This window comes from Candidatus Litorirhabdus singularis (assembly GCF_026262625.1).
GTDB lineage: Bacteria > Pseudomonadota > Gammaproteobacteria > Pseudomonadales > Halieaceae > Litorirhabdus > Litorirhabdus singularis.
Window position 1 is genome coordinate 118087 of the sequence record NZ_SHNN01000002.1, and the last position, 19420, is coordinate 137506.

General features: G+C 48.0%; 15 protein-coding genes. All 15 read left to right on the forward strand.

The features are described 5' to 3' along the window. The first annotated feature begins 87 nt into the window (after nt 1–87). The 15 genes from EYC98_RS08935 to EYC98_RS09005 all read left to right on the forward strand — a co-directional run bounded on the left by EYC98_RS08935 (nt 88) and on the right by EYC98_RS09005 (nt 19387). Entirely contained in the window at nt 88–945 is an 858-nt protein-coding gene (locus EYC98_RS08935; protein WP_279245002.1) for a sulfotransferase family protein, read from the forward strand. Beyond that, entirely contained in the window at nt 935–2449 is a 1515-nt protein-coding gene (locus EYC98_RS08940) for a hypothetical protein (RefSeq protein WP_279245003.1), read from the forward strand. Before EYC98_RS08935 ends, EYC98_RS08940 begins: the two co-directional genes overlap by 11 nt. Before the next feature lie 110 nt (nt 2450–2559). Further along, nucleotides 2560–3918, forward strand: coding sequence for an oligosaccharide flippase family protein (locus EYC98_RS08945; RefSeq protein WP_279245004.1), 1359 nt, complete (start codon nt 2560–2562; stop codon nt 3916–3918). A 20-nt stretch (nt 3919–3938) separates the two neighbouring features. After that, nucleotides 3939–4703, forward strand: coding sequence for a sulfotransferase family protein (locus EYC98_RS08950; protein WP_279245005.1), 765 nt, complete (start codon nt 3939–3941; stop codon nt 4701–4703). A gap of 28 nt (nt 4704–4731) precedes the next feature. Continuing rightward, complete coding sequence (locus EYC98_RS08955; protein ID WP_279245006.1) at nt 4732–6027, forward strand: O-antigen ligase family protein; 1296 nt, start codon at nt 4732–4734, stop codon at nt 6025–6027. Nucleotides 6028–6030: 3 nt separating this feature from the next. Beyond that, the gene (locus tag EYC98_RS08960; protein WP_279245007.1) at nt 6031–6951 is read left to right on the forward strand and encodes a sulfotransferase family protein; all 921 of its coding nucleotides are present in this window, start codon (nt 6031–6033) and stop codon (nt 6949–6951) included. A 7-nt stretch (nt 6952–6958) separates the two neighbouring features. Next, entirely contained in the window at nt 6959–8209 is a 1251-nt protein-coding gene (locus EYC98_RS08965) for a glycosyltransferase (RefSeq protein ID WP_279245008.1), read from the forward strand. Continuing rightward, nucleotides 8209–9201 (forward strand): sulfotransferase family protein, encoded by a 993-nt coding sequence (locus tag EYC98_RS08970; RefSeq protein ID WP_279245009.1) that lies wholly within the window; start codon nt 8209–8211, stop codon nt 9199–9201. Before EYC98_RS08965 ends, EYC98_RS08970 begins: the two co-directional genes overlap by 1 nt. Nucleotides 9202–9360: 159 nt before the next feature. Further along, a complete protein-coding gene (locus EYC98_RS08975) occupies nt 9361–10362 on the forward strand; it encodes a glycosyltransferase family 4 protein (protein ID WP_279245010.1) in 1002 nt (333 codons plus the stop codon). 363 nt (nt 10363–10725) lie between these two features. Continuing rightward, complete coding sequence (gene gmd / locus EYC98_RS08980) at nt 10726–11856, forward strand: GDP-mannose 4,6-dehydratase (protein ID WP_279245011.1); 1131 nt, start codon at nt 10726–10728, stop codon at nt 11854–11856. A gap of 5 nt (nt 11857–11861) precedes the next feature. Beyond that, nucleotides 11862–12830 carry a GDP-L-fucose synthase gene (gene fcl, locus EYC98_RS08985; RefSeq protein WP_420887172.1) on the forward strand — a complete coding sequence of 323 codons (969 nt, stop codon included), beginning with the start codon at nt 11862–11864 and terminating at the stop codon, nt 12828–12830. 298 nt (nt 12831–13128) lie between these two features. Continuing rightward, a complete protein-coding gene (gene xrtD / locus EYC98_RS08990) occupies nt 13129–14718 on the forward strand; it encodes a VPLPA-CTERM-specific exosortase XrtD (protein ID WP_279245012.1) in 1590 nt (529 codons plus the stop codon). Between the two features lie 71 nt (nt 14719–14789). Continuing rightward, nucleotides 14790–16334: an MraY family glycosyltransferase gene (locus EYC98_RS08995; protein WP_279246059.1), complete on the forward strand. Its 1545-nt coding sequence runs from the start codon at nt 14790–14792 to the stop codon at nt 16332–16334. A 26-nt stretch (nt 16335–16360) separates the two neighbouring features. Further along, nucleotides 16361–18751, forward strand: a complete 2391-nt coding sequence (locus tag EYC98_RS09000; protein WP_279245013.1) for a tetratricopeptide repeat protein — start codon at nt 16361–16363, stop codon at nt 18749–18751. Nucleotides 18752–18790: 39 nt separating this feature from the next. After that, nucleotides 18791–19387, forward strand: a complete 597-nt coding sequence (locus EYC98_RS09005) for a tetratricopeptide repeat protein (protein ID WP_279245014.1) — start codon at nt 18791–18793, stop codon at nt 19385–19387. Nucleotides 19388–19420 lie beyond the last annotated feature (33 nt).

The following is a 19420-nucleotide window of genomic DNA, read 5'->3' on the forward strand; positions in this document are numbered from 1 at the left end:
TGCCGAGTCGAGGCTCAGCCTTGTAGCGCTAGTGTTCAGTTATATTATGTGTTTTTTACGATTGTACTTGCAGAAAGGTTTATATGAATGAGGCTTGAACACTTCCCAAGGATTGAGATAGCACTTCGGCAATGGCTGAAGTCTTATCGTAGGGAATCTAGGTTGGCGAAAGCTTATGCGATGCCATGGATCAAGGATACTAAACCCGATTTTCTGGGAATTGGTGCGCCCAGATCGGCATCCACTTGGCTGCATAATCGGCTGGCTACACACCCGCGAGTTTATTTGCCTCGTGAAAAAGAGCTGCACTTTTTTGACTTCATGGATAAATCTGGAATTGACTATCGTTACAGTCTTGGTAGTCCTATACATAGACGTTGGTATTCACTTTGCTTCTCCTCGGCTCATGACATGATAAGAGGCGAGGTAACGCCGGCCTACTCCATTTTACCGGAAGCTCGCATTAGAGAAATTGCAGCATATCTCCCGGAGATTAAGATAATTTACATTTTGCGTAACCCCATTGAACGAGCCTGGTCAGGACTCCGCCGCAGAACTTGGTATGGCTCAGGTGAGCGAGCTGGGGAGTCTGATTTACAGCATCTATTGGCAATGGCTAAGGCGCCCGATGTGATTGTACGGGGTGACTATCGTAGAAATATTGTTCAGTGGGAGCGTGTTATACCTCCTGATCGCATGCACTATATTTTCTATGATGATGTAAAGAGTGACGGGAGAAATGAACTTGAAAAAACGTGCAGGTTTCTTGGTGTAGATAGCCAGCTTTTGCCTGAAGAGCCGGCTGCTAGCAACCCACCCAATTTTTCGCCGCCTTCCAAGATGCCAGAGGAAGTAAGGCAACAGCTAATAAGTATTTATAGTGAAGATCGCGGTTTTCTCGAGGACAAATTTGACAGAACACTTGAGCACTGGTATGCGAACTAGACTCGAAGAGGGCTGGGAAGAAATGCGTATCCGGAATTACTCGAAGTCAATAATTCTACTTGTTCAGTACTGCCGTTATCTCATAGTATTTTTCATTTTTCTGTTTGATGCATCTTTAGTCAGTGCAGATGGGATAAGCTTTGGAGTTCGTGCGCCTACCAAACCTTTTATGTGGACCGCTGGAAAATCGATTGATGAAGCGGAGTTAAACGATGAGCAGCGAGCAAGGTGGTTGTTGCTGTCGACTAACATTGAGCAGATGTCGTCATTTGGTGCTGAGTGGAATGTTGTGTACGTTCGCCAGTGGATGGAAAGTGAAGACGAAGCTAAGCGTCTAAAGAGGGTAGTGGAGGAACACGAAAAGCGTGGTATAAAAGTAGTCTTTCGGGTATTTGAAAACCCTAGCATCTACCATGGCTTGGAAGGGGCGGCGCTTGGTGAATTCGGGTACAGTCAGAAGTATTATCATTGGATTCAAAAGCTGGCTATCGAGTTTAAGGGAAGAGTGCATTGCTATTTGATTGGAAACGAAACCGAAGTTGACCTTTCAAAGAGTTACTCATCGGCTCCCGATATGCATGAGGATTACGTAATTGATTATAATCAGTATTCCAAAGTTTTGGCTACCGCTACAAAAGCGATTAGATCGGTCGATAGCCAAACTAGAATTGCCAATGGTGGCTTCACTGATAAATCCCTTGCCTTTGCCGTGGCTAAAGATATATTCGAGAAGAAAGGCATTGCCGAAGCTCATACTTTCTATAGATCTTGGAAAGACAGAGGCGGTATAAAGGTAGAAGGTCAGATTAGTTTGTTGAGGCAGCTTAGTTCTGACCGTGTAGTTGAAAGAGTGAATTTCGTGAAGAAGGCCATTCGCGACCCCGCAGGCGGCGATACATTTCAGTTGCACTATTACGGCAACTGGCGAGCACTACAAAATATTCTCGACTGGATAAATGAAGAAATGGTCGCAGTGAATAGTACTCGTCCGATAATTGCTACCGAAGTTGGTTATGGGATGTCTTCGAAGAAGGGACAGAGCCATAAAAGTAAGCGGGCCCGTACTCTGGACTACACCTATTATTCACAGCTTGATCATGCTGCGAATACGGTAAAAGTATTTGTGACGTTGGCGGGAAATGGTATTTACGAGTCTCTCTATTGGAATATCCGGGATATAGACGATTCAGGAACCGTTGCCAGACTCTTTCGCTCAACTAATGATCCGGGAGAGTTCATATCTGCACCGGTCAATCGAGCGTTTTCCTATATGAGTGAAGCGCTTGCCGGTGCTGTTAGTGTGCCTGGTAAGCTGTCTAAACATAAGGGGGTATGGGAATATCGGTTCCATGGTGATTCGGACGTTTCTGTCGTTTGGAGTGAGGAGGTTGACCTGAGGCTTGTTATCCCTGAGCCTGCGCAAATATTTGATATGGAAGGGAATGCACAATCGTCATCAACAATAACGGGCCCTGTTAATGGGCCTATTTATGTTCGCTGGTAGTTGCGAACTGTTTGAACCCGCTCTTTTTGAGAAGATGAGACTCATGAACCAAATCACGTCACTCTGGTGCCGAAGTGGTTAAACCGCCGATTGGACAACGTAAAACGCGTATGTCACTCGGAGAGCGCCTGCTATCTGGTGGTGTTTGGATGGCTGGAAGTCGGGGTATCCAGGCGTTATGTGGCTTGTTACTTTCGATGCTGCTGGCCCGCATGCTGTCTCCTGATGAGATGGGCGTGTATTTCGTACTTGCAAGCATTGCATTGTTGGGTTCAACCCTCGCACAGTTCGGTACCCATCAGGCTATTGTAAAGCTCATTGCGGGCGGCTTGGCCTTGAAGGATGAAGTCGGGGTTGTGCGTTCCATTCGCTCCATAGTGATAATCGCTGTTATTGGATCAGCGGTCGTTGCCGGGGGATACTGGGTGGGAGCTGGTGAACTACTGGCGAAGCACGTCTTTGAATCGCAAGGCGTTGCCTTAACGGTTGGTATCACTGCAGTTTGGATCGTTTTGAGGAGTGCGCAGATGCTTATTTCAAAGGCGTTCCGCGGTTTCCAAAACCTAAAACTGGCTGCGGTGTACGAAGGTGCGCAGACGCAATTACTAAATGTCGTTGCTTTAGCATTTTTGATGATATTCGTAGGCCACGCTACGCTAACTCAGGCGGTGGGAGCGACATTGATAGCTCTTGCTATTACTGTGCTGACGGGAGTGTGGCTGATCTGGAAATATCACTGGTCTAGGTTGCCCGCTGTTTCAGGCGTGGCGCTTGGGAGAACGGTGCGCCTGAGTGCGCCATTGTTCGTTTCCAGCTTTTCACTGTTGGCTATTGGAGAAATGCACCTATGGCTCTTGGGCGGCATGTCCACAGTTGAACAGGTAGCGATTTATGGAGCGGGATTTCGTTTGATGAAACTTGTTCAGTTGCCACTGACCTTAATTAATCATGTGGTTCCTCCTTCCGTTGCCGAGCTTTTCGCGCAGGGCGAAAAAGATAAGCTGGAGAGGTTAATGCGGACAACTGCATCGCTCGTTGCCTTACCGGCATGTTTGTTGCTTATGCTCTTGCTCGTTTTTTCAGAAAATGTACTCGGCATTGTTTACGGTGAGTTTTTTCGATCCGGGGCTTTGGTGCTTTCCATTTTGGCAGCTGGTCAGGCTGTAAACGTCTTCACTGGTTCTCCGGGTGTACTGTTGCAGATGTCAGATCAGCAAAGTCTGCTTGTCTACGCGAGTGTTGGCGGCGGTGTTTTCGGACTTATTGTTAGCCTAATTTTGGTAGGAAGTCTTGGTGCTGTCGGCGCTGCTATTGGCTATGCCACTGGGCTGGCAGTCCAGAACATACTTATGGCATGGGTCGCGTGGCGAAAGCTAGACATAATCTCATTTGCAAGCGGCCAGTACTTCTTAGAGGCATTGAGGCTGCTCTATCGTCAGGTCTGCGAACGTGTAGAAAAACGACAATGAGGCTGGGTACTGCTTTGCGTATGAACGAAGATAGGATTAAGTTTGTTACCGTCTCAACTCAGCGAAGCGGGTCAACCTGGCTGACAGATCTCCTGAATAGTCATCATGACATCGTCAGTTATACAGAGCTGTTGCTACTAAAAGGGGAGGGCACTCCTGACTGGGGGAGATATAAAGACATTGTGTATTGGAAAAGCTATCAAAAGTCTTTAAGTGGCGCCGGGAAGATGCTGCGCCCCTTAGGTATATATAGTTATCTTGATCGGGTTTTCAGTGCTCACCCCGAAGTAAAGGCTCTAGGGTTGAAAGTGATGTACACTCAGATAGCGAGAATGCCAGAAACGCTGTGCTATATGAAGAGTCGTAATGTGCACGTTATTCATCTTGTCCGTTCCAATCTACTGGATATTGTTCTGTCTAGTATGGTCAAGGCCGCTCGCGGAGTAGCACATATGCGCGAGCAGCCAAAGTTGAAACAATCGAAAATTTACGTAGAGCCGTTAGCGCTTTTGACGCAGCTGAAAAAGCGACAGAGGGAGCAGCGATTATTCTCGATGCTATTGCGCGGACTTGGTTTGCCCTACTTGGAAGTATCTTATGAAAATCTGTCATTAGAAAAAAAGTATCTGGGTGAATGCGTTCAGTTTCTCGGATGCTCATACTCGTCACTGGAATCTGATATGTTAAGAATTAACCCTGGTAGCCATGATGAGTTGGTGGAAAATATTGACGAGTTAATCTCGATTTTGGGAAAAACTGAATTTTCAAGGATGCTTAGAGTATGAAATCAATGATTGAAATTTGCGTTAGTGAATGATGAAGACTCAACTATTGACATCCGGTCTTGGAACGGTAACTGATGGGCGGTCAGCGAACTATACTCAAAGGCATGGGATACTTTTTGTTTTGTTTTCAATATGGGTTTTGGCTGTACCATTTCACCGCTACTCCGTAATTGGCACCTATTCTCTCGACAACTTGCTGGCGCCGGCGCTCGTCCTCTTGGCGATCCTTCTTCCCAAGGTTCGTGACAGAACCTTGGCGTTATACCGGTATAAGACGCTTTTACTAGCGATAGGCTTGTATACCCTCGCTGGGTTGTTCGGTCTTTTAAAGTTTGTGAATCACTCTGACTTACTGAAACCACGAGCTTGGCAGATCCTTCGAGATGGACTCTACTTTGTTTTGCCTATGCTCTATCTCCGAGATCTTTGGACATTCCAAATAATGAAGCGCTTATTGGTGTGGGTTACGATGTTTGGAGCAATTTCAGTTTTCTTTGTAGCGCTGGGTATCATTGAGCTCCCGGTAGAGAGATTTGCCGAAAGCCGCATCGGAGAGGGCCTACTGCCAAAATCAGTAGGCTTATTCAGCAACTACGGTGACTTGTCTATTCTCTATGGCTTTGTGTCAGTCTTACTAATATCTCATGGCCGAAGTGAGTTGGGGTTGCTGGGAGCACCCTTGGTAAAGCTCGTATTATGGGCCGGACTGCTAGCTGGTCTTGTCGGATCCCAGTCACGAAATGTGCTTTTTGGTACGCTTATCGCTATAGCTGTCTACTGGTTATGGAAGCTCCTCTTGAACGCTAAAGGAAGCTACCGGACAGCCGTCGCTGGGCTATTTGTTTCTGCTGCGATTATTTTTCCAGGTATTATCGTAGTTTTTGGTGACTCCATTGTCGGTTGGGTAAGCGCCCTTGGTGGATCAAGAGCAGAGAACACTGCAGTTCAGCGCCTGGAGAGTTATTCACTTGCGCTAAATTTGATCGTGAATGAGCCGCTCGGATTAAGCTTCAGGTCATATGCCGAGTGGGCAACGCTGGCGAATCACATTCACAACATGTGGATTAAGTTGATGCTGAACAGTGGTTTGATGGGCACGCTTTGTATCGCAGGCCTTTTTTGGCTCTCCTACAGAGGCGGAAGCAAACCAGGCACTGCGCCTCTATTGCAAAACGAGTCTGCCCTGGTTGTTGCCAGTACAGCGGCTATATTCGTTGCTGTTCAGTTTTATCCTGGTCAAAGTGACATGATGTGGATTATGTTGGGGACACTAATAAGCTTCAATTGGATACGGCGAGAACGACCGGTTAGGACTTTTGGGTAGTTTATGAAAAATGTGACTCCGATTTTTCTGATCTCTCTACCTAGATCCGGATCCACTCTTGCGCAACGTGTACTGGCTACGCACTGTGAAATTGCGACTGCCTCGGAACCATGGGTAATGCTACCGCTCTATACTGCATTCGAATCAGGTTTATGTAAGGCAGAGTATTCGCAGGAAACCTTAGAGAGTGCTGTACATGACTTTTGTAGGGTACTTCCAGGTGGCATTAAGGGATATCACGACGCAGTGGTGAATTTTGCGAAAACCTTATACGGCAGTCTTGCTTCTGAGGTAAACGCCAGCTACTTTCTGGACAAGACACCGAGATACCATCTGATTATACATCATCTGCTTGAAGCATTCCCCGAAGCCAAATTTGTTGTGTTGTGGCGAAATCCACTCGCGACTCTTGGATCTCGGATACATAGCTACGGCGGTGCATGGAGGTTACAGAACTATCACGTAGATTTATTTAGTGGCGTTGATAGTCTCGCCAAGGCCTGCCAAAACTACCCCGAGCGAATTCACGCGGTGAGATATGAGGATATGGTTTCCTCGCCTGAGGATGTGTTTCTTAACATGTTTGACTACTTGGGGTTGGATTACGACCCTGTATGCGTGTCCTCTTTTTACAATGTTGAACTGCAGGGGCAGATGGGAGACAAGACGGGCCAAAAGAGCTATCGATCAATAGCTGCTGAGCCCCTCGAAAAATGGAAGACAACACTGGGTAGTCCGGTTCGCCGCTGGTGGTGTCGGCGATACTTAGATTGGGTGGGCGACGATAGGCTTGATTTGATGGGTTACAATAAGAAAGAGTTGCTCGATTCTTTGAACTCAGCGAAGACAAATTACGCAAATGTCCCTATTGATCTTGCCCGGGTTATTAAAGCAAGTTTGTTTAAGTCCTCACGATACAAGTAGCGTTAACATGAACGAGAGATATGTGAGTATGGGTGGCGTTTTGATGGCTCTGGGCGACTTTCCTGAGGGAAACGCCACTGCTACAAGGCTCAAGATGATCTCGAAAACAGGCCAGTCGACTGGGTTAGGCATCGCCGTTGAGATATTACAAGCGACGCTTAAGAAAAAGGTCCCAGAAAATGCCTCTGTATGTGGTGAAGTTGAAGGCATACGCTTCAGGTACCTGAGTGGGAGTGTAGTCAGGCCGGTTTCGCTTCCAATGGCTGTATTGGATACCCTGAGAGGGTTGATTGGCGGGGTTCGATTGCTAGCATTCCCTAGATCATCAGATCGCTTGGATTTTATTATTTTTTATACTCCTAGCTTTTTGAAGCATAGCTTGCCGATGCTGATCGCCGTCATGAAAGGGATACCTGTATTTGTCGAGGCCTGCGAAATTAGAAGTAAGACCACTGGCGGTATCACGCGGCATGCCATCGTGAGAATGTTTGATTTCACAGAGAAATGGATGGAGTGGATTTCACCGCGTGTGGCCAGTGGTATAATTCCGATTTCTCATACGATTTCTGATTTCTACCGCGAGAAAGGTATATCGGAGGAAAAACTTTTTCTGTTGCCTATTCTGATTGATTGCGAAGTTTACAGGAAGACATCGGCTAGCTTTGTGAAAGAGTTAGAAGGGAAGGTTTACTTCTTGAACTCTGGCTCCTTTGTGGAAAAAGATGGTGTGGGGTATATTGTCGCGGCGTTCATTGAAGTTTTGAAAAAGACGCCAGACATTTTCCTAGTGTTCACTGGAAACGTGAGCGACAGCGACAAAGATAAGGTCAGAGCTGTATTTCTGGAAAATTCCTTGCCGGAAAATGTGATTTTCCCCGGTATGCTGAGTAGAGCCGAGCTCGTGTGGGCGTATCAGAATGCAAATGCTCTGTTAAGCTGTCGGACCAATAGTAAGTACGCGAATTTCGGTTTCCCCACTAAGATAGGGGAGTACCTTGCTTCCGGCACGATAGTTATTGCTACTCGTGTTGGAGACACTGAAATCTACTTGGAGGACAAAAAGACCGCTCTTTTGGCTGAGCCGGAGAGCGTGGCTTCTATAGCCAGTTGTATGACGTACGTTATCAAAAACTTAATGAGAAGTAAGGCTATTGGATTAAGTGGGCGTAAAATCGCTCAGGAGAATTTCGACTATCGGGTTCATGCCGACCCCCTCCGCCGTTTTATTGAAGGTAGGCTCCAGTTAGCAGACCAGTGATGATGTCTAATGCCAATAATCAATCCCGTGAGTCAGCCCCGGTATTTTTGGTTGGTATGCCTAGGTCCGGAACAAAGTTACTTAGAGACCTTCTAAATAGGCATCCTAATATTCGTATTCCCGAGACGGAGTCAGTTATTTTGCCTATGTTGGTAAAAGAGTGGCCGGACTTTGGTGATTTATCCGTTGAGGCAAACTTTGATAAATTTTTTTCAAGAGTGTCGAAGCAATTATTTTTTGAATACCTAAGGCAGGATAATCGCCCTATGACGCAGGTCATGTGGAAGAGCTATATCCAGGAATATACACCAGCGGGAATTTTTGAGGCGCTTGTGCGAGCGGATACGAACAATCGGTATGGAAGCGATATAATTTGGGGAGACAAAAGTCCCTCTTACATAAATCATGTTGGACTTATCGCGGATATTTATCCGCGCGCGAGGGTAATACACATCGTGCGGGATGTTCGCGATTATTGTCTTTCCATCTCCAAAGCCTGGGGCAAAAATAAGTACAGAGCGTCCTATCGCTGGGGGCAGAGTGTAACGAAGGGGAGGGTAGAGGGGAGGGTTCTGGGTGAACGCTACCTACAAGTCAATTATGAAACTCTTATTGAGTCACCTGAGGTGGTGTTGCGCAGTATCTGCAATATGCTCGAACTTGAATTCAGCGCAGAAATGCTTACTCTGGTAAAGCCGTCAGAAAACCTAGGTGAAACCCGTGGCCAAACAGAGATAATTCCTACTAATAAGGGCAAGTTTGAAACTGAGTTGACACCCAAAGAATTGAAAAAAATTGAGGAAATGGCTTTTAATGGAATGCTGGCTGCCGGTTATGAGCCCAGACTAGCAACATCTTATCGTAGCCCGTGGAAAGTCATCTTGTTCATGAGGAAGTTGCTAGATGGTTATCATCTATCTCAGGCAGCGCGGCAAGAGCACGGTTTCTTTCGTGGTGTAAAGTTGCACTTGTACAATAGTAAAATAAGATAAAGCGAGATGGCGAAATGTTGAAATCATGTTTATTGAGTTGATGGGATTTTGAAAGTACTAATCACTGGCCCGTCTCTAGCGGATCCCGGTGGCGTCGCTGGTTACTGGAGTTCGGTACTACCGCATCTCCGCGAGGCCGAGCATCTAGGGACCGACTACATGGAAATTGGCGGTACGCATTCCTCTTTGGGTTTGCTTCATCCACTGATGGACCAAATTAGATTTTTTGGAGCTTTACGAAGGTTCAAACCAGATATCGTTCATGTTAACCCCTCCCTGGGTTTAAAGAGCGTGTTGAGAGATGGGATGTTTATTTCGCAGGCAGTTTTCTTTGGCTCACCGATAGTAGTATTTTTCCACGGTTGGGACAAAAGCTTTGAAGCAATTTTGGAAAAGAGGTGGTTATTCCTTTTTAGGCGAGTGTACTTTAAAGCTAGTACACTCGTGGTACTGGCGTCATCTTTTCAATCTAAGTTACTGCAATGGGATGTAAAGGGGCCAGTTAGATTGGCGACCACGACGGTCTCAAGCGATCTCGTTTATGGTTTTTCGATTGAAGATAAGCTGGCTGCAATGCGCGATGAATCTACGCTAAGTGTGCTATTTTTAGCCCGATTGGCCAGAGACAAAGGAGCTTTAGAGTCCATGGAAGCTATTTCTAAGCTCCGGCTTGAGGGTCATCCAATCCGAATCACCGTTGCAGGTGATGGCGAAGACATGGCGGAGGTAAAAGCATTTGCTCGGTTGCATGACCCGGGCGGCCATTACATCGATGTCGTTGGAGACGTCAGGGGGGATGAAAAGAAGCAGTTGCTTGCGTCACACCATATATATAGTTTTCCATCTACTTACGGGGAAGGCATGCCCACTTCAGTGTTAGAAGCCATGGCATTCGGGATGGCTGTCGTGACGTGTCCTGTGGGTGGGATTAAGGATTTTTTCGTTGAACCTGACATGGGTGTGATCGTGGCACACCGCAATAGTGATGATGTTGCGGCAGGTATCAAGCGACTTATTGCAGACCCGGATAGTTTGTACCGTATAGCCGAGGCGAATCATGATTATGCGAATAGAAACTTTATGGCACCTAATGCCGCGCGCTTCTTGATGAGCTGTTACGCGGAACTTGCTGACCACACTATTGGCGATTTGAGTACGTAGTCCTAAGTATATCCTAGAAAAATAGCACCTCAATGTTCCTAGTATTTCGAATTCTTGGAGGCCTTTTACTTGGACAAAACTGTGGGTTGCAGCCACTTCAGTACTATGAGAATTTATGTGAGGCCGACTGACTCGCACTTTCACAATATTTTGAGTTGATTTGTGCTTTGCTTATCTATTTAAAGCCGATTTAGTAGGGCAATATACGTGCTGACTTGAGATATTATAATTCCGAGATGAGAAGGTCGAGATCGGTTGCATATCTGATGTCGAGTATTTTTTTGTGAACAGTAGTGCTATAAGAAGGTTGTCGATGGCCTTTACTTTTAGCTTGAAGAAACTTTAAGAGAGATGGGTAATTAAATGGGCGAGCAAAAAATTGCGCTGATTACAGGGGTTACAGGCCAAGACGGTTCTTACTTGGCAGAGCTCCTTCTTGAAAAAGGCTATGAAGTACATGGCATTAAGAGGCGTGCTTCGTCATTCAATACCGAGCGAGTGGATCATATCTATCACGATAGCCACGAAACGGATGTAAACTTTTTCCTTCATTACGGCGATTTGAGTGATACCTCAAATTTAGTGCGTCTGATTCAGCAAATACAGCCCCTCGAAATATATAACTTGGGTGCAATGAGCCATGTTGCGGTTTCTTTCGAATCACCGGAATACACAGCGGATGTTGATGCCCTGGGTACCTTGCGAATTCTTGAAGCTATTCGCTTGCTCGGAATGGAGAAAACTGTCAAGTTCTATCAAGCCTCTACTTCAGAACTATATGGTTTAGTCCAAGAAGTTCCGCAGCGTGAGACGACCCCATTTTACCCGCGCTCTCCCTACGCTGCGGCAAAAATGTACGCCTATTGGATTACTGTCAATTATCGTGAGGCCTACGGTATGTATGCCTGTAATGGAATACTGTTTAACCATGAATCCCCTAGACGCGGTGAAACCTTTGTAACGAGAAAGATTACGAGAGGATTGGCAAATATTGCTATGGGTGCTCAAGACTGCCTTTACATGGGGAATATCGACGCCAAAAGAGACTGGGGGCACGCCAAAGATTATGTCGAGATGCAATGGCTGATGCTGCAGCAGGATTTGGCAGAGGACTTCGTAATTGCAACAGGCGTACAGTATTCGGTTCGCGAGTTTATTCAAGCCTCCTGTAGCGAGCTTGGACTGCAACTGGAATGGCGCGGTGAGGGTATTGAAGAGACAGCAACGGTAATAAGAGTAGAGGAGCGTGGCCTCGGTCTGACAGATGGACTTCTTGGCAAGACTATCATGCGCGTTGACCCTCGCTACTTTAGACCTACAGAGGTAGAAACACTGCTAGGTGATCCTACGAAGGCAAAGGAGAAGCTTGGCTGGACACCTCAGATAACGTTTGCAGATTTGGTTGCTGAAATGATTTCCCATGATTTGGATAACGCTAAGCGTTTCAAATTGTTGCAAGATCATGGCTACGAAGTATCTCTAATCGAGGAATAGCGGACGTGAAGCAACCAAAAATATTTGTAGCAGGACACCGCGGAATGGTTGGGAGCGCCATTGTGCGAAATCTTCGGCAGAAGGGATACGAGAATATACTCCTTGCGGATCGTGGAGTTGTTGATTTAACCATTCAAGCAGCTGTCCAGGGTTTCTTAGCGCGGGAGAAACCAGAGCAAGTGTACTTGGCGGCGGCCAAAGTGGGTGGTATTCACGCGAACAACACCTATCCTGCGGAGTTCATATACGAGAACCTTATGATAGAAGCGAATGTCATTAATGCTTCTTGGTTAAGCGGGGTGAATCGGTTGTTGTTTCTGGGAAGCTCTTGTATTTACCCAAAACTAGCACCCCAACCGATGAAGGAAAACGCTCTGTTGACCGGAGTACTAGAACCAACCAATGAGCCCTATGCGTTAGCCAAAATAGCCGGTATTAAATTGTGTGAGTCCTATAATCGTCAGTACGGTACGGATTATCGCTCGGTTATGCCTACGAATCTCTATGGTCCTGGCGATAACTACCATCTCGAGAACAGTCATGTAATCCCTGCGCTAATTCGTAAGTTTCACGAAGCGAAGGTACGGAGTGAAAAAGAAGTTGTGGTTTGGGGTACCGGCAAGGCTATGCGCGAATTTTTGCATGTGGATGATATGGCGGCGGGTAGTGTCCACGCTATGGAATTGGATAAGTCCGTTTACTGGGACAATGTTGAGTCGATGCTCTCTCATATCAACGTGGGCACAGGTGTGGATGTCACTATTGCGGAGCTGGCAAAACTGGTAGGGACCGTAGTCGGCTATAAAGGGAATATTGTCCACGACACAACTAAGCCAGACGGTGCCCCTCGGAAGCTGATGGACGTAGCTCGTCTACACTCGCTTGGGTGGCAGCCGCAGTTTGAACTGGAAGAAGGTTTGGCAAACGCATATGACTGGTTTCTCTCTAATACAGGTGAGGTAGCGGGGGTTTAGAACTTCGCTTTGTCAAGAATTGGAACCGCTTCACAGATTGCCTGCTGACATCTGGCAAATCCCCTTTTTCTATGCCATAAATATGTTTTTGAGAGGAACACTTGGTGGTAGTCAAATGGGTTCTCTAGTGGCCCTCTGCAGGTGCCTTCCGTTGTGATTCTGTGAAACTGAATTTAGTTGGCTGAAAAGATATGAAATACTTAATGATTGCCTCTTTTATTTTAGACAAGGCAGTAATGTGATTATGCCTGAATCAGCCGCTAGGCAATCCGCAACCAGGACATCTGGATCATATTTTTTGTGGTCAGCCTTGGCGGTTGCTGCAGCTTGTCTCGCCTATATCTTCTTCGATGGATTCGTCGAGATGGAGTATCGATGGGCGAATGTAGAGGAATATAGCCATGGTTATATGATTCCTTTGGTGGCCATGTTCCTGTTCTATCAGAAAATACCCGCTTTGGTCGCGCTGGATTGGCGCGCTAATTGGCTGGGTCCCTTCCTAATGGTGGGCGCAATTCTGGGTTGGTTCCTGGGTGAGATGAGTTCCCTGTTCATCATTGTCCACTACAGTTTTTTGCTCTCGTTAGTTGCTCTGGCAATTAGTGTATTCGGCTGGCGTGGTTTTCGAAAAACATGGGCCGCTTTCGTCTACTTAGTTTTTATGATTCCTCTGCCAGTGTTTCTGTATCGTGGTCTGTCTGAACGTCTGCAGCTGATCTCCACGGAGATCGGCGTGGCGGTAATCAAACTATTTGGCATTAGCGTCTACACCACCGGTAACGTAATTGATCTCGGCGTTTATCAGCTTCAGGTGGTTGAAGCGTGTAGTGGCTTGAGCTACCTATTCCCGCTGATGAGTTTCGGCTTCCTTATCGCCTATGTATACAACGGCCCTAACTGGCACAAATGGACCATTTTCCTCAGCACTATTGTTATTACCATTCTCATGAATAGTTTCCGCATTGGCGTTATTGGCGTAACGGTCGAGTATTGGGGCATTGAGATGGCCGAAGGCTTTCTCCACGACTTTGAAGGCTGGTTTGTATTTATGGCCTGTCTTGGCGTGCTGTTCTTGCTGGTGCTGTTTCTTAACTACGTAATCGGGCGCAAGGCGTCGCCTCTCGACCTGATTGACTTGTCGTATCCAACTTTGGCTGAGATAAAGGCTATTGCGCCAGGGCAGCGTAAGTTCAACGTTGCTCTTATTACCAGTACGATTTTGCTGGCACTGGCGCTGCCCACATCAATCTATATCGATGATCGTGAGGAATATACCCCTTTGAGAAACACGTTTATTAGTTTTCCTTTGTTGCGTGGCGACTGGGTAGGTAAGGAATCTGTGTTAGAGGCCAACATACTGGAAGCACTAGACTACCCCGACTATATTCAGGCGAACTACCGTAAAAGCGGCGATAGAATCCCGGTCAATTTCTATGTGGCTTACTACGAGTCGCAAAGAACCGGCTCTTCCATTCACTCCCCGCGCTCTTGCATCCCCGGCGGTGGCTGGAAGATCTCTGGTCTGACTCAGGTTGACCTGGCCGAGAAGGGCCTTGCGGGCCTCAATGTTAACCGGCTGATGATATCCAAAGGCGAGCATTCTCAATTGGTGTATTACTGGTTTGCTCAGCGCGGTCGAGTGATTACCAACGAATATTTGGCCAAGTGGTACTTATTCAGCGACGGGTTAACCATGCAGCGTTCAGATGGGGCGTTAGTGAGACTGGTAACTGTGGTTCCTCCCGGCGAGGATGTTGCAAATGCGGATGCGCGCTTACAAGAGTTCCTTAGGGATTTCTATCCGATTATGCCCAGATATCTGCCTGGCGCAGACGCTGCTTTATCGCAGGGTATTGATTCTTCTTCCTTGGCGCCTGCTGCTGATTAGTAATGGAGTATGTTTACAGCCTAACGGTTGCTCTTTTTCTGACAATTTCACTGATCCCACTCTTGATCAGAGTGTCGGCTCGTCTGGGCTTGGTCGACGACCCTTCTGCGGAGCGTAAAGTCCATGAGAAGGTCATGCCGCGCACTGGAGGCTTGGGCATTATCGTCGGGGCAGCTATTCCACTATTTTTCCTGCTGCCGTTTGATGGCTATATCGTATACCTGTTCATTGGCAGTGCCATTATCATTCTGTTTGGTCTTTTGGATGATCGCTTTGAACTAAACTACAAATGGAAGCTATTTGGACAGGGCCTGGCTGCAGTAGTTGTTATGTCCGGTGGTATCGTGGCGGAGCAGTTTCCCTTTTTTGGCCTTTCAGCGGTGCCGGTTTGGATCGCTTATCCGGTGACCTTTTTCTTTCTGATCGGTGTGGTAAACGGCGTTAACTTTTCCGACGGTCTGGATGGTTTGGCTGCCGGTACTTCGATTATGGTGCTGTTGCTGATATTCGCACTGGCGGTGCAGTCAGGAGATACGGTAGCGGCCCTGGTATCAGTAACCTTGGTGGGTGGAGTGCTGGGTTTTTTACGCTACAACACCTTTCCTGCGAATATCTTTATGGGGGATTCTGGTAGTCAGTTTCTCGGCTTTGTTATCGCTTGCTTGGCCATTGAAGTCACGCAGAGTGGTACGTCACCCTATAGTGCTTTCCTACCCATACTACTGCTGGGTATCCCCATTATGGACATCCTGCAGGTAGTGCCGGTTCGGGTGCATAAGAAGCTGCCATTGCCGGGACCCGATAAAGAGCACTTTCATCACCAGATAGGTAAGCTGGGCTTTCGTCACGCAGAAGTCGTCGCCATTATCTATGTTCTGCAGACTGTGCTTATGGTGTCAGCGTTTTGGCTGCGGTTTGAGCATGACTATGTGGTTGCAGCTTTTTATGCGGCGTTCGTTATTGTCATTCTCGGGGCCCTGTTACTTGGCAATTGGAATGAGTGGCAGTTCAGGTATAAACAGCGCCAGCATACTGGTACAGAGAGACGTAACCGATATTTACGTCGACTCGATTGGTATTTCCATAATTCGGCGATGCTGTTGGCGATCTTGCTGGGCGGTTTTTATGTGACCAGTGCAATTTTTCTCGGTGGACTTTCGGGTTGGTGGGCCGGGCTGGGCGCCATAATATTGACTTTCGCGATCACCTGCATTGTTTCTCTGCGCGAGCGGCTAAAGATTGTCTATCGCATAGGACTCTATGCGGTCAGCGTGGTGTTTGCCTATTGGGTGGTGGGGTTAGATGCCGCGGATACCTCGTTTAAGGCGCTCATCGCCTATTTGCTGGTGCTGTTGATAGCCTTGGTGCTGGCGGTTCGTATGACCCGTAAGCAGGAGTTTTCTTTGACGACCCAAGATTTGTTGCTGTTGTTGGTGCTGATCGTGCTACCACAATTGCCTTTTGAGGTATTGCAGCAGAATGAAGTGGGCTTTATTGCATTAATAGTGGCATTACTAATGTATGCCAGTGAATTTATACTGAACAGAGGCACCCGGGCGGCAGCGTTCGCGGTCGGGTGTGCGTTAGCAGGAATGCTGGCGGTCTTTTTCTCATGAAGCGGAAACAAATAGTGGAGTTGAACATGTTGCAGTTAATCAGACGGGCCCGTGGCCCTTTATTGATGGTTTGTCTGTGTGGACTTCTCGCAGCCTGTGGTGGCAGTGAAGAAAGAGAAACCAAGTATATGGAGCGGGCGCAGGAGCACTTTGACGCTGGCAATTATGAAAAGGCTACGCTAGACGTTAAAAATGTGCTGCAGATTAATTCCAAGAATAACGATGCCCGTTTCCTGTCTGCGCTCATCGCCGAAGAGCAACAGGAGTGGCGCAAAGTTTTTGGCGCACTGAATCTCGTCGTTGAGCAAGATCCCAGTCATATCGAGGCCAACATCAAGCTCGCGCAGCTCTCGCTAGCGCTTAATGACCTTGAAAAGTCCCGTGGGCATGCTGAAAAGGCGCTGGAGCTGTCTCCAGACAATGCCAAGGCACTGGGTGTGCTGGCTGGCCTGGAGGCCAAAGGTGGAGACCTGCAAAAGGCCGAAGAGTATGCGCTCCAGGCATTGCAGGTAAACCCTGCAGAGGTCAGCGCCATCGCTATTATGGTGGGTCTCAAGGCCAAGGAAGCGCCTGATGAAGCCCTTGCCTTTGTCGATGCTGGCATCGCAGCTGAACCTGAAATCGTTAGCCTGCACAAATTGCGCATGCAAATTCTGGAGTTTAAGGGTGACTCTGATGCGGTTATTGCAGAGTACAAATTGCTGATGGAGTTGGAACCAGAGAATTACACTCAGGTTGCTCAGTTTGCTGAATACTATGTGCAAAAGTTTATGCCTGATGAGGCAGAGCAATTGCTGCGCGGTGCGGTAGAGGCAAATCCGGAAGCCGACGAACTTAAAATCCATTTGGCTCGTTATTTGCTCAAGCATGTCAGCGTCGAAGCGGCTATTGCTGAGCTGGAGTCGAATGTTAAAGAGGCACCAGAGAACTTCGTGCTAAGACAAAACCTGGCAACGGCGCTGGTTTCTGCAAACGACCGCGATGGTGCCAAAAAAGTGCTACTGGAGACGTTTGATTACGATGTGAATGGTGCCAGCGCGCAATCTGCGCGTAATGCGCTGACTTTGCTGGCGCGTCAGGATAAGGATATTCCTGCGGCCAAGAAGTGGATTGCAGAAGCTTTGGAAGTAGAGCCTGAAAACAGCGGCGCACTGCTGGCCCGTGCCTCCCTGAAGCTGCAGGAAGGTGACTTTCGTGGTGCCATACCTGACTTGCGGATGGTTCTGCGTTCTACGCCCGATTCAGTGCGGGCCATGTTGATGCTGGCCGATGCACATCAAAAGGACGGCTCTACCAGTCTTGCACTGGATAATTATATGTCCGTGCTGCAACTCGCTCCGGACAACACAATTGCCCTGTTTCAGAGCGCCAGGATTATGGCCGCTCGACAAGACTATGATAGCGCGATTGAAAACCTGGAGAACGTGCTTAAGCAAGACGCGAGCAATTTGCAGTCAATCAATTTGCTGACTGGAATCTATTCACAGCAAGGCCGCTGGGACAAGGCTGAGAAGTTGCTTGAGCAGCTTGCGGGCGATGATACCAAGAAGGTGCTAGCAGACCTGCTGAGTGCAGGGGTTGAACTTAGGCGTGGTGATTTCGATAAAACCCTGGAGCTGACCAGTGCTGTGCTGAAGGCACAACCTGACTTACTGGCAGCGGTACCGTTAGCGGCACGCGCGTATGCGGGTAACGGTGACCTGGACAGCGGTATAGCGCTTGTCGACGAGTATTTGCAGAAGTTTCCTGAAGCGATTGAGCTGTACGGCATTCAGGGTCAGCTATACCTTGCCAATCAGCAGCCAAACGAGTCGGCTGCGATATTGGAGCAATCGCTTGAGGTCGCACCGCAACAAGTTCAGACCTACCTGGCTCTGGCGCGCGTTTATTTCATGCAGGGGAAACGAGCCGAACTGGAGGATCTTTATCAGCGCGGTATCGTGGCTAATCCAGATAATGTAACACTGCGGATGGAACTGGCGCTGCGCTTTCAGGAGCGGGGTGCCTATGACGATGCTTTGGCGACACTTGAAGAAGCTTATAAGTTGGATGAGAGTTCACAAGGCGTCGCCAACAATCTGGCGGCTTTGTTGATCGATCACTATCCCAGTGAGGAAAACTTCCGGCGCGCCCAGAGCTTGACCCTGGGTTTTGAGGACTCCAACAGTCCGGCTCTGATTGATACTGTCGGCTGGCTGCAATATCACCTGGGTAACGTTCCGCAGGCCATTAGTTTGCTAGAGGCTGCGCAGGCGGCCGGTGGTCGCGGTTATGACTACTTTTATCACCTGGGGTTGGCTTACGCCAAAAACGGCGATATTGAAAAAGCCAAACAACAGCTGGAATTGGTCTTGGTTGATGCTGCCAAGAACTATGCTGGCTACGCCAAGGCACAGGAAGTCTACGACAGCCTTTAAACCAATTGGCTGACTAGCTCTAGTACCGGCAGATAGATCATGCGGGCATTGATGGGCCTGAGTTTGCTGGGCGTAGTGGTGGTGATGTTCTGGCTCTGGCTAGAGCCCGCTACCGAGTCGGCTCGTATCACGGGTATGGCTGCGGCTGTCCCTGCGCTGCCTGTGGCGGATATGCCGGCCGCAGAGCAGCGTCCAGAGCTACCTGGTCCGGTGCAAGAGCCTTCGACAACTACTTACCCGATACCGGAAGTTGACTACTCGTTTGGTGTAAGCGGTGAAGATTTGCCCCCAGAGCGGCTTGAACAAGTCCAGGCAATGTATAAAGAATCTCTTTTGGGTAATTATGACCATGCTGGTCATATCGCTCTAGACCTGCTTGAGGATGTGGATCAGTACCCGCAGCACGGCCCCATGCTCTACAGCGCACTCGGTTACTGCTATGAACAACTGGGTTATACAGAGATGGCTATTGAGCAATACCGGCTGGCGCTGGCAATATTTCCTGAACATCGTTCAAGCTATAGGTCGATGCGGCGCCTGAATGCTGAGTTTGCTCGCGACAATCTACCGCTACCGCCGCTGGTTAAACCGCCCAAAAAAGCAGTGCCGCAACGCCAACGACCGCTGACTGAATAAGTCTGGAGCGCGTTACGGGGTGTAACGCGATCG

Excerpts from the sequence above, each read along its gene's own strand:
- EYC98_RS08935 (WP_279245002.1), top strand. The coding sequence starts at position 88 with ATGAGGCTTGAACACTTCCCAAGGATTGAGATAGCACTTCGGCAATGG.
- EYC98_RS08940 (WP_279245003.1), top strand. The coding sequence starts at position 935 with ATGCGAACTAGACTCGAAGAGGGCTGGGAAGAAATGCGTATCCGGAAT.
- EYC98_RS08945 (WP_279245004.1), top strand. The coding sequence starts at position 2,560 with ATGTCACTCGGAGAGCGCCTGCTATCTGGTGGTGTTTGGATGGCTGGA.
- EYC98_RS08950 (WP_279245005.1), top strand. The coding sequence starts at position 3,939 with ATGAACGAAGATAGGATTAAGTTTGTTACCGTCTCAACTCAGCGAAGC.
- EYC98_RS08955 (WP_279245006.1), top strand. The coding sequence starts at position 4,732 with ATGATGAAGACTCAACTATTGACATCCGGTCTTGGAACGGTAACTGAT.
- EYC98_RS08960 (WP_279245007.1), top strand. The coding sequence starts at position 6,031 with ATGAAAAATGTGACTCCGATTTTTCTGATCTCTCTACCTAGATCCGGA.
- EYC98_RS08965 (WP_279245008.1), top strand. The coding sequence starts at position 6,959 with ATGAACGAGAGATATGTGAGTATGGGTGGCGTTTTGATGGCTCTGGGC.
- EYC98_RS08970 (WP_279245009.1), top strand. The coding sequence starts at position 8,209 with ATGATGTCTAATGCCAATAATCAATCCCGTGAGTCAGCCCCGGTATTT.
- EYC98_RS08975 (WP_279245010.1), top strand. The coding sequence starts at position 9,361 with ATGGAAATTGGCGGTACGCATTCCTCTTTGGGTTTGCTTCATCCACTG.
- gmd (WP_279245011.1), top strand. The coding sequence starts at position 10,726 with ATGGGCGAGCAAAAAATTGCGCTGATTACAGGGGTTACAGGCCAAGAC.
- EYC98_RS09000 (WP_279245013.1), top strand. The coding sequence starts at position 16,361 with ATGTTGCAGTTAATCAGACGGGCCCGTGGCCCTTTATTGATGGTTTGT.
- EYC98_RS09005 (WP_279245014.1), top strand. The coding sequence starts at position 18,791 with ATGCGGGCATTGATGGGCCTGAGTTTGCTGGGCGTAGTGGTGGTGATG.